We start from the raw sequence: 15,253 nt of genomic DNA on the forward strand, positions 1-15,253 counted from the left end.
CCCTTTAAATCAAACCGCATTTTTTCCAAGCAAACGCCAAAAAAACAAAGCGCACACCAGCACAAACAATTCCTTAAACAGCCATTCGCTTTGAGCGTGCGAGCGGGCAAATTCAGCGCTTTGAAGCGCGGCTTCGCCCGCTTTTTGAGCGTTTAAAATATAAGGCGTGTAATAAAAAACAAAGAGCAAGCACAACGCCCCTATCGCCACGCCAAGGATCAAATACACTAACGATCTTTTATAGTAGATAAACGAAATGATTTCATAAAGTAACACCACAAAACCGATCGCGCCTAAAACATAATTGAAACGCACAAAGATTTGCGCCATGAGTTTCCCGCTCTCAAAAGGCGTTAGATTCAATTCAGGTAAAATGCTTGAAGCTTTGAAAACAATGGGCGCGACTATCGCTCCTAGAATGATCAAAGAGCCGCCCAAAATACCTAAAAGAAGCAAATACACCCCTAAACCAAATTTTTTCATCTTCCACCTTTTTTAAGATTTTTGCAACAAATGGTTACAATCCTTAAACTGCCACACTTGAACTAAAGGCATAAAAAATTCTAAAAGGGCTTGAATGTCAGTGATCCTGTCCTTTAACCCGATAAACACTTCAATCTTCACGCCTTTTTCTAATAAAAGTCTAATTATAGAATCACTATACTTGTAATTCAATAAAAATTCTAATTCTTCTAAAGAACCCATTTTTTTAAAACGCTCCAATTTGGCGTCCAATCCCACTTCCTTATAAAAGTTATCCATGTAACTTTGCGGATCTTTTTGAAACGAAGAAAGTTGCAATCGTTTGAACGCCAAACTCTTATGCGCTAACATGCAAGGCGAAAACAATAACAAAGAATGGATGCGCCGTTGTTGCAAGACTTCACTATAAGCGTATTCTATCGCTTTAATCGCCCCCATAGAAAAGCCTGAGATATCATAAGCCCCTTTTAAAAGCCACTCTTCAAACAAAACGCTTTCATTAACGAACCCAAAACCACTAAAAAAACGCATTTTCACCCGTTCAACAAATCATACAAATTGGAATGTTCTAAATATTCTTGCTCTAATAGTAGAGTGCTTAATCGCTTGCAAGCTGCAATTTGCGGCTTTAAAAACTCCAGTTGCTCTTCATAAAGAACGCTTAAAGACTCTTTTGTAGGGGCTAAAAGAAGCTCACTGGCCATAAATTCATTCAAAAATTTCGCTTTTTGCAAATCTTGTTTAGACAGACTATAACGCTCCTTATAAAGCAACTCTAAAATAATCGTCCCGCTCAAATACACTTTAATGTAATTTTTAATCTCGCTCTCACTATGGATTTTATTTTCATTAAAAGCGATAAATTCCCCTAATATTGGTGCTTTATCAAATTCAATTTCTAGCCAATACGCGCTCAAGGCTTTCGCGCTTTGATACAAAGCGACTAATTCTTTTTGGTTTTCGTCTAAAGTTTGGGGCTTTTTCTTGCCGTAAGCGATCTTGTCTTTCACTTCTAAAATGTCGCTCTCAGCGATTTCGTTTCGTTCGTGTTTGAGGGCGTTTAGAGCGCTTTCATTGATTAAAGTCGCTAACATCGCCCCGCTAAAACCCACGCAAATTTTAGCGATCTTAAGATAATTGAGCGCATGCTTTTTGTTCTCTAAAAGCTTTTCTAAAATGCTCTGCCTTTCTAGTAAATCCGGTAAAGAAATGAAAATGCGTCGATCAAAACGCTTGCTCCTTAATAGCGCTTCATCCATCACTTCCATTTGGTTAGTCGCTCCTATCACCACCACCTCATCGTTTTTTAAAAACCCATCCATTTCGGTTAAAAGCTGATTGAGCGTGGCCTCTCTCTCATCGCTCCTATGCCCTCCCCTAGCCTTACCCAAAGCGTCAATTTCATCAATAAAAATAATAGAGGGGGCATGCCTTTTAGCGTGCATGAAAAGTTCATGCACTTTTTTAGCCCCAGCCCCCACATAAATTTGAGAAAACGCGCTCCCGCTTTCATAAAAAAACGGCACTCTGGCTTCACTCGCTAAGGCTTTAGCGATCATGGTTTTCCCCACTCCAGGAGGCCCGATTAAAAGCACGCCTTTAGGGAGAAAAATCCCTAAATCCTGGTATTTTTTAGGGTTTTTTAAATAATCTATCACTTCTAGTAATTCTTCTTTGACTTCATCCACCCCTGCAATGTCTTCAAAATGCACCCCTAGCGCATCGTATCGCTGGAATGCATTTTCTAATTCGTTTTTAGTCGCGCTTTCTAAACTCATTTTAGTGTCCAATCGTTTAGGCAAGCGCCAAAAGATCCCAAAAAGCATGCTAGAAATAAAAAAAAGCAACGCTAAAAAGATTTTAGAAACCTTGCTTAAATTTTCTCGTTTTTCTATGGGCATGCTTTCTGGGATTTTATAGGCTCTCAAAAAGGCTTCTTTGTTGGTTTTATAAAGACCCTTGTTAGCATAAAAATAATTTTCATCTTCAATTAGAGTTTGCTTAGGGTGAGATTGGATCACATAAAAAAAGTCCTTACCCGATATGAGCCTAGAAACATCGCTTAAAATTAAAAAAAGAAGCAAGCAAAAAGTAAGGATCAAAAACCCTAACGCCAAAACAAGCGAGCGGTTTTTAATGCGTTTGAAGGGAGCGGTGAGGTTTTCTAAATTTTTAGAAAACGGCATGATTTTCCCTCTCCTTAATTTCATACTCTTTGATTTCTAAAAAACTGGCCCTTAAAGGCTTATCGCTTTTGATTTTAATGGGGTTAAAAAATTGATCTAAGGCTTTAAATTCGCCGTCTTTTTGCGCTTCCACTAAGGCTTTTAGGGGCGTGTTGAGATTGAGTTGCAATTGCCTGAACGCCTTATTTTTATGCAAAATCAAATCCTTAATCGCATTCAAACGCTTTTTAGAATCTTCCAAACTCACGCTATCAAGCATCAAGCTAGAGGGGGTGTCTTTTCGTTTGCTGTAAATAAAAGGGTGGATGTGCGTTAAAGGCAAGTTTTCTAAATTTTTAAACGCTTTTTCAAAAACGCTTTCGCTCTCGCCCGGATGCCCTACAATAAAATCCGTGCCGATAGCAAAATTCTTAGAAGCGATTGTTTCTAATAATTCCCTATCGCTTTTAGTGCGGTTTCTTCGGTTCATCCTCTCTAGCATGAAATCATGGCTGTGCTGTAAAGCGATATGCAAATGTTTTTCTAAAAAATCCTCTTCTAAAAGCTCTAAAAATTCATCGTTGATTTGATTAGGTTCTAAGCTCCCAATCCTTATGCGTTTTAATCCAGCAATCTGGCTTAATTTTTTAATCAATCGCGCGATATTGCTTCCTCTATCTTTCCCATAGCTCCCCACATTGGTGCCGGTTAAAACCACTTCTTGAACCCCTTTAGAGCATAAAAGGCCCACTTGCTCTAAAACTTTCCTCTCTTCAAAACTCCTAGCCCTCCCTCTCACGCTTGGGATAATGCAATAATTGCAATCAAAATCACAGCCTTCTTGGATCTTGATAAACGCCCTAGTTTTTCCCACAAACTCGCTCACCATCGTGGTGTCTAAGTGCTTGTTTTCTAAATTGTCATCTATAAAAAAACGCTTTTTTTCTTGTAAAAGCGCATTAATCTTTTCTTTATTATCATGCCCAAAAACGCCCTTTAAAAACCCTTTTTCAAAAAGCTCTTTGCCTTGGGTTTTCACCCCGCAACCAGTAAATAGCACTTCTTTATTTAATCGCACCATTTTTTTAGCGTAACTCCTTACCGCGCTATCGGCTCCATTGGTCACGGTGCAAGAATTGATCACAATAATATCGGCTTCTTGTTCTTCTAAAGTCGCACTAAAGTCTTTCAAATTCTCGCCCATCACTTGCGTGTCAAAAAGATTCGTCCTGCACCCAAAAGTTTTGAAATAGACTTTTTTCATTTTTGTTCCCTTTTATTCCCAAAACCATCGCCTAGAGCATCAGCATCCACTTTAAGCAGCTTGCTGGTCGTATAAGCGATATGGATATTTTCTTCTTTTAAAAAAGCTTCAACGATTTCAGCCACAATCTTGCTCCTTAAAGACAAGGTCGCATACGAATTGGTTTGATACCACACCGAGATTTTTATCCCGTTATTTTCAGGCATCAAAAAGCATCGAGGCTTCACGCTCAAACTCCTTAAAGAATACCGGTCGCGCATTTTATTGAGCTGTTTATAGGTGATATCCGTGTATTCTTTAGACAATTCTGTAGCGATGTTGAGCACAATTTTAGAAGCTTTTTTAAAATCAGAATCAAATGTAACGCAAAAATCCACCCCATCCCAAACCGTTTTCATCCCAAAATGGCTGTAATTAGCAAACATGGTGGTGAAAATATAATTATTAGGCACAAAAATAATCCGGCCCGCTCTCCTGTTGTTCGTATAAGTGGTAAAGGTTACATCTTCTAAAATCGTAATGTGCAGCATAGAAATATCTAGCACATCGCCAATAAAAATATCCGTCCCCTTAGCGATACGCACCCTATCGCCCACATGCACGCTCCCCCCAATCAAAATAATAAACCACCCAAGCAAGCTCATGAACAAATCTTTCATCGCAATCGCTAAACCCGCGCTCGCAAAGCCTAAAACCGTTACCAAGTAAGTAACATTCTCTAAATAAGAAAAAAGAAAGATCAAAATGATCACGCTCACATTCACGAAGTTAATGGCTTTATTCACGGTATAGACGCGCTCATTATTTTCAATGTATTTACTGGAAATGATTTTTAAAATCCAAGCAAACACCACGCTCAAAAGGGCTGCCAAAAACACATAAATCAATTTAAAAAGCTGGTTTTTAACTTGAGATTTGACAATGCTTATAGCCTCATCGCTGTCTTTTTGGAAAATCCCAATCGTGGTTTTTAAAATATTTTGAGCCCCTTGCAATTCCAAGCGTTTGGCTTGAGTTTGATAAATCTCATCGCTTAGTTTCGCGCTTTTATCCAAAGCGTGCCACTGATTTAAAAGCTGGTGTTTTTGATCTAAAAGCTTTAAAACTTCTTCTAAAGCAGTCTGATTGCTTTTGAGACTTTCATGCTTTAAACGCATGCTTTTAATGAAAGAAATGCCATCAATGATCGCAATAGGGTTAGCGATATTAGGGATATTGGGGATATTGGGGCGCTCTATCAAGTCCTTAAAAGGATTGACCCCATAGCTTTCAAACATTTTTTGCTGGGATTCTAAAGCCTTTAAGGTATGCTCTAAGGTGCTAATCTTTAATAAATCCTTGCTTTTTTTGTTTTTTAAACGCCTTAATTCCTGCCTCACGCTCTCTTTTTCGGTATAAATTTGATTGTAGATCTTATAGTTTTCAAATTTTTTCAACCACACATTATCGTCTTTAGCGAGTTTTTTATCCACCAAAGCCATTTGTTTTTGTATGGACAATAGCTCTTGGCTTTTATCTTCTGCTTGTAAAAACAAAAAACAAAAGAATAATAATACCCTTAATGCCATTTTTCTAACACCTTTATGATCGTTTCTTTAGGGATATGAGAGGCAACCTCAAACGCTCCAACGCCTTTGGGCAGAATGAATTTGATTGTCTTATTTTCGCTTTTTTTGTCTAAAAACAAGCGTTCGTAAAATTTTTGAAGATCAAGGATTTTGTAATGGAATATCAAATCAAATTTTTTCAATAAATTTTCTATGCGTTCGCATTCTTTTAGAGTGAGCATGCCTAAAGAAAGGGCTAAATCATTAGCCATGCGCATGCCAATAGCGATCGCTTCGCCATGCAAAAATCGCTCATAATTGGTCTCATTTTCTATCGCATGCCCAAAGGTATGCCCATAGTTCAACCCGGCCCTGATATTTTGCTCTTTTTCATCTTGTATAATAACTTGAGCTTTGATATTAACGCTTTGAAAAACCACTTCTTCTAAACAATCTTTTAAATCCTTTGTTTCCAATGTTTCTATCAAGTTTTTATCAAAACACACCGCCATTTTAATGATTTCAGCCACCCCTGCTTGAAATTCCCTTTTTTCAAGGGTTTTTAAAAAAGCCAGATCAATATAAACCGCTCTAGGCTGGTAAAACGATCCGATTAAGTTCTTGCCATAAGGCGTATTGATCCCTGTTTTCCCCCCCACGCTCGCATCCACTTGAGAAAGTAAAGTCGTAGGGATATTAATAAAATCAATCCCCCTGAAATAAATACTGCTCGCAAACCCCACCATATCGCTTATGACTCCCCCACCAAGGGCTATCATTAAAGAATGGCGGTTTAATTGCATTTCAAAGGCGTTGTTTAAAATGCGCTCTAATGAATGAAAATTCTTGTATTTTTCTCCGGACTCTATCACGCACACTCTGACTTCTAAGGCTTTCAAGCGCTCTAATAAATACGATAAATGCAACCCGGCCACGATGCTATCGCTAATGATGAGGGCTTTTTGTTTCAATTTTATTTCAGGCAGTTCCCCCAAAAACACTTTATAGCTTTTTTCTTTTAAAGGGATTACAATTTCTTGCATTCTTTCACTCCGCTATGGGGATAAAAATTTGAGGGTTATCATCGTTTAAAAACGCTAATTTTTCCACTTTAGTGGATAAAAACCACCAAAAGCGCGTGTGCGTGATGCACTCTTCAAAAGGCATGAAATGCAAAATGGGATTTCTTAAAGAATTGAGATACATGATAGGATTTCTAATATCGGTTTGGAAAATCTCAATCTTGCGGTTGAGCGTGTTGGCTAAATTTTCATAATGATTGACAATCTCGTTTTTATAGCGCCTGTTAGGATCAAAATCATAGAGCAACAAGCCCAAATCCATTTGCATAGACACATCAAAGATCACTGAAGACATGTCCTCATTAATATCCAAGCTTTCATTCAATACCACCACGCTTTGAGAGGTTTTAGACAAGCCGGAAGTGTTGGTTTTATAAACTGGGGTGGCTGTTTTATACAAGGCCTTTCGGTGTTTTTTAGATAAAAAAAGCTCTCTGCCTACCACAATCAAACCCATTTTTTTTTGGTGGTCTTCATGAAGTTTTTGGATAAAACTTTTCCTGTAAAAATCAAAATTCACTTCAATGCTTTCGGTTTCTAGCGCTAAAAATTTATGGTAAAACTTAGGGCTAGTGGGGTGTAAAACCTGAATGTAGAGCTTGTAGCTCTTTAAACGTTTGTGCAAAAACAAGGCTTGATACACATCGCGCATCATCGCTTTTCTGTTCTGCAAACGCATATCAATGTATAAATAAATGCTCTTACCAAAGGGGGCTGGGAACTGCCCCACGTTGCTTTTGACCTGGAGATACACCGCATTTAAAATTTCAGGATTACCCGCCACTAAGAGAATGTCTCGTGGCTGGATAACTAAAGATTTAGTGGAGAGCAACAAAACATCGTTACGATAAAGCCCTACAATCCTGTATTCTTTTTGCCTGATAGAGCCAATATGCCTGTAAGCAAAAATGCTCCCAAAAGGCACATCAATCTCCATGATCTCGCCCTTGCCTAACCCAAACTCTCTAGGAGTGCTAGGGATATTGGGCAAACGAGAAATGAATTTATTGGCTAAAACTTCAAATTCATCAATCAAAATAAGCTTTTCATCTTTATTTTCTTCATTGTTTTCTAAGGTTTTTTCGCTATCTTTTTTCACGCTCAAAACCACGCGCATGCGTTTGAAATGGGTTTGAATGATTTTATGAATGATGCGCTGTTCTTTAAAATCTTGTATGATTAAAAACGCATCGCTCACCTCATCGTTTAACACTTGCAAAAGCCTGAAACTAGAAGTCGCATCAAAACAATGAAAAGCGAAAGTGCTCGGGTAGTTTTTAGGGATAAGGCTCTCATTTTTGACAACCACTATATAAAAATTATGATTAGAATAATGCCTTAGCACCAAGTCTAAAAAATTTTTTGCTACAATGCCATCTAAAATAAGGGCGATTTTTTTCAATTCCAAACTTCCTAAAAAATGATTACGCCATTATATCCAAGATTAAGGCTTAAACGATGGATTTTCAACTCCAAGCGACTGACAAACACGCGCGAGCTGGTCTTTTAAATTTAGCCCATTCTCAAGTGGCAACGCCTGTTTTTATGCCAGTAGGCACGCAAGGCTGCATCAAATCTTTAGACGCTATGGATATGCAAGAAATTTTAGGCGCTAAACTCATTTTAGCCAACACCTATCACATGTATTTAAGGCCGGGTGAGAAAGTGGTTGAACAATTAGGGGGCTTGCATCGTTTCGCTCAATTTCAGGGGAGTTTTTTAACCGATAGCGGAGGGTTTCAAGCCTTCAGTTTGAGCGATAACGTCAAATTGCAAGAAGACGGGATTGTTTTTAAATCCCATATTGATGGGAGCAAGCATCTATTCACGCCCACTAAAGTTTTAGACATTCAATATTCTTTGAATAGCGATATTATGATGGTTTTAGACGATTTAGTGGGCTTGCCCGCTCCCTTAAAACGCCTTGAAGAATCCATTAAAAGAAGCGCTAAATGGGCGAATCTTAGCCTAGAATACCACAAGCAAAAAAACCGCCCGAGCAACAACCTTTTTGCCATTATCCAGGGCGGAACGCATTTGAAAATGCGCAGCCTTAGCGTGGGATTAACGCATGAGGGTTTTGATGGCTATGCTATAGGCGGTTTAGCGGTGGGGGAAAGCGCTGATGAAATGCTAGAAACCATCGCGCACACCGCCCCCTTGCTCCCTAAAGACAAGCCTCGCTATTTAATGGGCGTAGGCACGCCTGAAAATATCCTAGACGCTATCGGTTTGGGGGTGGATATGTTTGATTGCGTGATGCCCACCAGAAACGCCAGAAACGCTACCCTTTTCACGCATTCTGGCAAAATTTCTATCAAAAACGCGCCCTATAAATTGGATGATACCCCTATTGAAGAAAATTGCGCTTGTTATGCTTGCAAACGCTATTCTAAAGCCTATTTGCACCATCTCTTTAGGGCTAAAGAACTCACTTACGCTCGTTTGGCCAGCTTGCACAATTTGCATTTTTATTTAGAGTTGGTTAAAAACGCCAGAAACGCCATTTTAGAAAAGCGGTTTTTAAGTTTTAAAAAAGAGTTTTTGGAGAAATATCACTCCCGCTCTCATTGAATGATGGAATGCAAAAATACTAAAAAGCGTTTTTTATCATCAATAAAAGTTTTCTTAAAAATAAGGCTTTAGTTTTTAATTTTTGATTAAAACAAAACCCTATCTTTGATAAATCTCAGGGTGGGTGCTTTTAAAACGCCTGTGGAACCAAAAATAACTTTCCGGGTGGTTTCTAATCACTTCTTCGCACAAACTCGCTTGGGCTTGCGTGCATTCTAAAATATCGTTCTCAGCGTTATCGGTGATTTTAGAGCGGATACTTTCGTAATAAGTCGCTGTATAATGCGAATAATCGTCATTAAAATCAATGAATACCGGCTGGATGTCTATATTGTAACGGCGCGATAAAATAGAAGCGATCGTGGTGTGCGTAGCGTCTTTATTGAAAAATTTCACCACCACCCCATCTTTAGGCACGACATTTTGATCCACTAAAATCCCCACAAGGCCGTTGCCTTGATTATACATTTTAATGAGTTCTTTCATCGCTCCCACTTTATTGACAAAACGCACCCCAAACGCTTCTCGCCTGCTCATGATCATGTGGTTGATGGGGGCGAATTTAGTCAAACGCCCCAAGCACCCCCTACCATAATCCTTATAATATTGCGCTAAAGTCGTGCCTACCGCTTCCCAATAGCCAAAATGCATGCATAAAGTGATCGCTTGGCCTTCCTTGTTTAAAGACTTCCACACATTTTCTTCATTGATGAGCGTGAAACGAGCGTCGTATTCATCTTTAGGGATAAAGATCACTCTAATGGTTTCTAAAATAATGAAAGCAAAATTTTCATAACCCTTTTTAATAATCCTTTTTTTCTCTTCTTCGCTTTTAGAATCCCCAAACACAAAATCCAAATTGGCTTTAGCGTCAAAATAACGGCGCTTATCAAAAGTTTTCATGAGCCACGCCACAGCTTTAATGCACCTTAAAAACCACGAATGGGGCATTTTAGCCAACATAAACCCCAAAATATTCACTAAAGATTCCACGATAAAAATGCTCAAAATGCGCAGTTCTGTTTTAAAACCCTTGTCGTCTTGTTTCAATATTTTTTCGTGTATGAGTCGTTCTTTGTAAGTCATTCTTTTTCCTTTAAAATGTTTAAAACGCATTCTTTAATTTTTTTAGGATCTATGTTTTGGATAGAAAAATCCTTTTTATGATAGCTGGCGTTTGAATTGCCGGTGAGCGAAACATTGATCGGGCTTTCTAATTTAAAACGCTCCATGGGCGTGTTGCCATAAAGGGTGATGCTGGCTTTTTGCAACGCCCATGCTAAATGCGTGATACCCGTATCGCCCCCAATAATCACGTCCATTTTAAAGAGTAACGCCTTAACCTCGTTTAAAGTGAGTTTAGGGAGCAATAACACATCGCGTTGGTGTTTTAAAGCGTGATAAAGCGTAGTGGCTTTCTTTTCATCAGCATGCCATAACAAGCAAATTTGAAAATTTTCTAACGCTAACGCTAGCTCTTTAAAACGCTCTGTGGGGTAAGTTTTATTGATTTTAGAAGTTTCTAAAACAAAAAGGATTTTTGGTTTATTTTCATTCAAATTTAACGCATTGATTTTTGGAGAATCTTGGTAAGAAAACACTTTAGCCCTAGAGCTTAAGCTCTCTGAAATTTCGTTTTTAGGCAAGTTTAGGGCATGGGATAGGAGCATGAAATTACGCTTTAAAATGGGCTCATCATAAGCGATAGAAACTTTTTGCGAGTAAAAAAACGCGCTCAAACCCTCCCTAGCCGAAGCGTAATCAAAGCCGACTTTTTTAGGGGCTTTCAACATTTGCGTGATGAGAGCGGATTTGACTAGGCCTTGCATGTCAATGATTATATCGTATTCATAAGCCCTTAAAGATTTAAAAAGTTTGAAAATCTTCAAAGGGTTCAAGGTTTTAAGCGCGCTTTTTAAAGCGATGGGGTGTAATTTATCAATATAGGGGGAATGCTCTAAAATCGCACTAAATCTTTCATCCACGAACCATTCTATTTGGGCGTTAGGCAGACACTCTTTGATAGCCGCCAAAAACACCGCGCTCACGATAATATCCCCAAGCGCTGAAAGCCTGACAATCGCTATTTTCAAGCAAACTCTATCGTCAAAGGAATGGGCTTAACGAGTTTGGGGAGCATTTCTTTAGCCAAGTAAAGCGTGTCATTAGAATGGATCACAAGCTTGTTTTTTTTCTAGCGTGTATTTTAAATGATGGCTGTCTGTTAGGCACAAATTTTCGGCTAAAGAAAGGATAAAACTCAGCCATTGTAAGGTCAAAAGGCTTGGCATCATCGCGCTCATGTGGGCGATAGCGTTGTCTTTAGGGATTTTTTTATGGCTGAATTGGGCTAATAAGCAAATGATCGCTCTATCCTGGTGGCTAAAGCCATAACTCAAAGCGTTTAAAATAAAATACGCGCTGTGCTTGTGGGCTAAATAGACGCTTAAAATCTTACCCATGCTCGCTAATTCCCCCGCAATCTTTAAATGGAAAAGGTATTTTTCATCTATTTTATGCAAAGGCGATAAGGCTTCAAACAATTTCACGCATTCTTTTTTGACCTTTTGGCTGTGCTTTTCATGGGGCAAAAAGCGATCTTTTAAAGAGATGAGAGAGGGGTTGATATTGGGGGGGAATTTATGGTAATGGTGGCGCAATAAATCGCTTAAAAACACGCCTTCTCTCACCCCTACGCCGCTAGTGATCATCAAAGAAGTTTTTAAATGCTCCAAAACGACTGATAGAATCAACGCCCCGCTCCTGATGCTATCCAAACGCTCTTCATTCACCCCCAAAAGCCGTAATTGATCTTCTTTGAGCATGACGATTTTTTCAATGAACGCTAAATTTTTATGCGCATCTATTTCATAACCATGCAAAGAATCAATAGGGTAATCAAAGCGTTTCATGAGTATCTTACTCAACGCTCTGATCGTCCCCCCCACCCCAAAGGCGTTTTTATGCTTAAAGGGCAGTTTAGAGACCTCTTTTTGGATAAAGGCTTTAGCCAGTTTGACCTCTAAGTCTTTGTCTAAAAACATTTCTTTAATGCGAATCGTGCCAACATCAAGCGAGATGAGATCCTTAATCTTGCCTTTTTCAATCAACGCACACTCGGTGCTACCCCCTCCAATATCTATCGTGATCCCTGAATTTTTATGCAACAAATTCGCGCACGCAATCCCGCCATAGAGCGCTTCTTTTTGCCCATCAATGATTTTGATTTGCAAACCGCAAGCCTTTTTCACCCTCGCTACAAACTCTAATCTGTTAGGGGCATCGCGCACCGCTGAGGTCGCCACACACAAGATTTTTTTACTTTTGTATTTGAGGGCGATTTCTTTAAATTCGCTCAAGGCTTTAACGGCTCTTTGCATGGGGATTTCTTGTAAGATTCCACTAAACGCATAACAGCCCTCTGAAATCCTAACCTTAGACTTAGTCTCAAAAAGCAAGTAAAACCCAAACTGGCTCGTCTTTTTAAAGACAGCCAAACGCACTGAATTAGAGCCTATATCAATCACGGTTGTGATTTTAGCCATTGCTAGCCTTTAATCTTGCTCTTTTAAGCTTTCGTATTTGTATTTCAATTCCTCTTTGCTCTCAGCATTGTTAGGATCCGGTAAAATCGCATCTACAGGGCATACGCTCACGCAACGAGGCTCATCATCATCATACCCGTAACACTCCGTGCATCTGTCTGGATCAATATTATAAATGGGATCGCCCTCTTCAATCGCCTCACTAGGGCATTCTTCTCTGCAAGCATCGCACGCAATGCATTCATCATTCACCAATAATGACATGACTAACTCCTTTTAAAAAGTTTGAATACGATTTTTACTCAAAATTAGCTTAAAATTCAATCTAAAAAGACTATTTTTTTTTGATTATAAGAATGGGGGCTAATTTCTAGCACGCCTAAAACCCCTAAATCTTTTAAATGAGTGTAGTCTTGTTTGTGGGTTTCTACAAACACACTCAAGCCCAAACGCCAAGAAAATTCTACCATGCCCTTTAAATCTTCTTTTAAAAGCTCTTCATCTAAAATGACCCCATCAGAGCCTTGAACAAGCGATTCTAAAAGCTGGTAATGGCTGATAAAAAGATCCTGATGGACTATCAAAGAGCTCGCATGCCGGCGCAACAACCCTAAGATTTCTAAATCAAACACGCTTGGTGCGCCTATTTCGTATAATCCTTTGAAATTGACAATGACGCAATCGGCGTGGGTGTTTTCTTTCAAAAGCTTTCCTAAAACCTCATCAGGGGTTACAAAAACGCAATCTTTAGTTTGAGGAATGACTCTAGGCAAGTAAGGGTTATACGACAGGCTTTTACCTAACATTTCATAAGAAAGCATGCCCTCTTTTAAGGCCAAGCTTTTTTGTAAATTTTCTAAAATCCCTATTTCTTGCATTCTTGAATGATCTTATTGTGCTCTTTTAATTCGGGTTCGGCTTGGATAGACTCTTTAGCGATGCTAGAAAAGATTTTTTTAGCCTCCAAACAATTCCCCAATTTGTAATAACCCCATGCTAAAGAATCCAAATAAAGCACTGATCCAGAATCCAACGCTAAGGCTTTCCTCACAAAATCCATGCCCCTTTTAATATCCATGTCATAATCTATTAAGGAATACCCTAAAAAATTATAAAAGAAAGCGTCTTGTGCGTCTTCTTTATCTTTGGTTTTAGCGAGTATTTGCTGGCGCTCTTTGGTGGCCTGCTCTAATTTTTGAATGATAGGCAACATCTCTTCTTTGGTGAGTTTTTTATTTTTCGCGCTCAAGCTTTCATAATGATAAATGGCCTCTAATCCTAAGAATTTAGGGTCTTTTTTTTCTTGATAGATCAAAGAAGCCTGTTTGGAAGCTTGAGCGAATTTCTTTTGTGCAGTGTATAAATCCAACAACAAACGCCTGTCAAAAGGGAATAATTCTGCGATTTTCTGGGCCTTATCAAACTCTTTTAACAAGATTAATACCCCTATGTAAAATTGGGCGTTTTGAACAATAGGGTTTTTTTCATACAAACGAGCGAAAGTCGTTTTAGCCAAATCAAGCTCGTTAAATTGCGTAAAAGTGTTGAGCGCTTTTTGGCACAATTGCTCTGAGCAACCATACCTGTCTATATGAGATTGCAACAAATCCAAGCCCTCTTTTTTGCGGTTTTGCAAAAAATAGATCGTAATGAGTTTTTCTAGGCTGTCTTCATCATGCACTTGGTTATAAAACTTATTCAACAACGGGAAAGCCTTATCCAAACGCTTTTGAGTCAAATACAAAGTCCCTAACACATTGTCTGTGGCTATGGTCTTTTCTTCTTTACGGATTTTGTGCAGCAATTCAATCGCCTTATCAATCTGCCCCATTTGCGCATAGCCATCCACTAAAATCTTATTGATAGAAACATCGTTACGATTATTGGTGATTTTTTGATAGAGCATGGCTAAATGCATAGCGGTTTTAATATCCCCTAAACTCGCCGCTGAAATGGCCGCTTCTTTAGCATACACCACCTTATTGGTTTGCTTGTAAAGATTCATATACCCTTTTTGAGCGGCAGCAAAATCCCCTCTATGAAAAGCGTCTGAACTCAACAGGATTTGATGATCTTCTGAAAGGGTTTCAGCCTTAAGGCAAAACAAGCTAAAAAGCAATAAATTTGCTAAAAATCTTTTCTTTGTTTGAATATTCATTATTTTATTTCCTTTTTTGTGTAACTAAAGTGAATTTTAGCGCACTTTAGTTTCTTTGGTTTTTTGTGTGATGCCCGGACAGCTTTGACAAAAAGCTTCTTTTTGCTCTTTAGAGAAAGTTTTCACGCTCTCCCAAAAAGGAAAAGTTTGGCATTGCTTAGGGCGCACGCTATAAATCTGGCATTTTTTCGTCTCCAAATCCAAAAACACGCACGCCAAACCCAACTCTTTAGCGTCTTTTTCTAGTAAAGAGAACTTATACCCCACCTTTTTAACGTATTTTTGACTGAATTCTTCTAATTCCAATTTTAAAAAAGCGCTAATTTGTTGCATTTCTTGGATATTCAAAAAAATATACCCGCTTTCCCCCACGCAACACTTTGCCCCACAACCCTCGCATGCCTTAGGATTAAAACTGAAATCAAAATCTTGCAT

The 15,253-nt window shown here is 38.8% G+C and carries 14 protein-coding genes and 1 pseudogene; 1 reads left to right on the forward strand and 14 read right to left on the reverse strand.

The window, feature by feature from the left end:
- Positions 1–9: 9 nt before the first annotated feature.
- From DQL14_RS07605 to DQL14_RS07635, 7 genes are read right to left on the reverse strand one after another with little or no spacing between them, the layout of a single operon-like run.
- A complete protein-coding gene (locus DQL14_RS07605) occupies positions 10–483 on the reverse strand; it encodes a DUF4149 domain-containing protein (RefSeq protein WP_000713332.1) in 474 nt (157 codons plus the stop codon).
- A 12-nt stretch (positions 484–495) separates the two neighbouring features.
- On the reverse strand, positions 496–1,014 hold the full coding sequence (gene bioV, locus DQL14_RS07610) for a pimelyl-ACP methyl ester esterase BioV (protein WP_108169290.1): 519 nt from the start codon (positions 1,012–1,014) through the stop codon (positions 496–498).
- A 2-nt stretch (positions 1,015–1,016) separates the two neighbouring features.
- Positions 1,017–2,669: an AAA family ATPase gene (locus DQL14_RS07615; protein WP_108169291.1), complete on the reverse strand. Its 1,653-nt coding sequence runs from the start codon at positions 2,667–2,669 to the stop codon at positions 1,017–1,019.
- Entirely contained in the window at positions 2,656–3,912 is a 1,257-nt protein-coding gene (mtaB, locus tag DQL14_RS07620; RefSeq protein ID WP_108169292.1) for a tRNA (N(6)-L-threonylcarbamoyladenosine(37)-C(2))-methylthiotransferase MtaB, read from the reverse strand. Before mtaB ends, DQL14_RS07615 begins: the two co-directional genes overlap by 14 nt.
- The gene (locus DQL14_RS07625; RefSeq protein WP_108169293.1) at positions 3,909–5,480 is read right to left on the reverse strand and encodes a mechanosensitive ion channel family protein; all 1,572 of its coding nucleotides are present in this window, start codon (positions 5,478–5,480) and stop codon (positions 3,909–3,911) included. The genes mtaB and DQL14_RS07625 overlap by 4 nt, the downstream gene beginning before the upstream one ends.
- Complete coding sequence (gene aroB / locus DQL14_RS07630; protein ID WP_108169294.1) at positions 5,471–6,502, reverse strand: 3-dehydroquinate synthase; 1,032 nt, start codon at positions 6,500–6,502, stop codon at positions 5,471–5,473. The genes DQL14_RS07625 and aroB overlap by 10 nt, the downstream gene beginning before the upstream one ends.
- A gap of 4 nt (positions 6,503–6,506) precedes the next feature.
- Positions 6,507–7,943 (reverse strand): COG3400 family protein, encoded by a 1,437-nt coding sequence (locus DQL14_RS07635; RefSeq protein WP_162296891.1) that lies wholly within the window; start codon positions 7,941–7,943, stop codon positions 6,507–6,509.
- Between the two features lie 56 nt (positions 7,944–7,999).
- Here DQL14_RS07635 and tgt point away from each other — a divergent pair, with 56 nt between their 5' ends.
- Entirely contained in the window at positions 8,000–9,115 is a 1,116-nt protein-coding gene (gene tgt, locus DQL14_RS07640) for a tRNA guanosine(34) transglycosylase Tgt (protein ID WP_108169296.1), read from the forward strand.
- Positions 9,116–9,214: 99 nt separating this feature from the next.
- Here the strand turns inward: tgt and DQL14_RS07645 are convergent, their stop codons facing one another.
- From DQL14_RS07645 to DQL14_RS07675, 7 genes and pseudogenes are all read right to left on the reverse strand, one after another.
- Positions 9,215–10,201, reverse strand: a complete 987-nt coding sequence (locus DQL14_RS07645) for a lipid A biosynthesis lauroyl acyltransferase (RefSeq protein WP_108169297.1) — start codon at positions 10,199–10,201, stop codon at positions 9,215–9,217.
- Complete coding sequence (waaC, locus tag DQL14_RS07650) at positions 10,198–11,208, reverse strand: lipopolysaccharide heptosyltransferase I (protein WP_108169298.1); 1,011 nt, start codon at positions 11,206–11,208, stop codon at positions 10,198–10,200. Before waaC ends, DQL14_RS07645 begins: the two co-directional genes overlap by 4 nt.
- Positions 11,205–12,660 (reverse strand): annotated as a pseudogene (locus tag DQL14_RS07655) (Ppx/GppA family phosphatase). Before DQL14_RS07655 ends, waaC begins: the two are co-directional and overlap by 4 nt.
- A gap of 9 nt (positions 12,661–12,669) precedes the next feature.
- The gene (locus DQL14_RS07660) at positions 12,670–12,924 is read right to left on the reverse strand and encodes a YfhL family 4Fe-4S dicluster ferredoxin (protein WP_000055463.1); all 255 of its coding nucleotides are present in this window, start codon (positions 12,922–12,924) and stop codon (positions 12,670–12,672) included.
- Between the two features lie 56 nt (positions 12,925–12,980).
- The gene (locus tag DQL14_RS07665) at positions 12,981–13,538 is read right to left on the reverse strand and encodes a beta/alpha barrel domain-containing protein (protein WP_108169300.1); all 558 of its coding nucleotides are present in this window, start codon (positions 13,536–13,538) and stop codon (positions 12,981–12,983) included.
- On the reverse strand, positions 13,526–14,818 hold the full coding sequence (locus DQL14_RS07670; protein ID WP_108169301.1) for a tetratricopeptide repeat protein: 1,293 nt from the start codon (positions 14,816–14,818) through the stop codon (positions 13,526–13,528). Before DQL14_RS07670 ends, DQL14_RS07665 begins: the two co-directional genes overlap by 13 nt.
- 36 nt (positions 14,819–14,854) lie before the next feature.
- Complete coding sequence (locus tag DQL14_RS07675) at positions 14,855–15,253, reverse strand: YkgJ family cysteine cluster protein (RefSeq protein ID WP_001150533.1); 399 nt, start codon at positions 15,251–15,253, stop codon at positions 14,855–14,857.

This window comes from Helicobacter pylori NCTC 11637 = CCUG 17874 = ATCC 43504 = JCM 12093 (assembly GCF_900478295.1).
Lineage (GTDB): Bacteria > Campylobacterota > Campylobacteria > Campylobacterales > Helicobacteraceae > Helicobacter > Helicobacter pylori.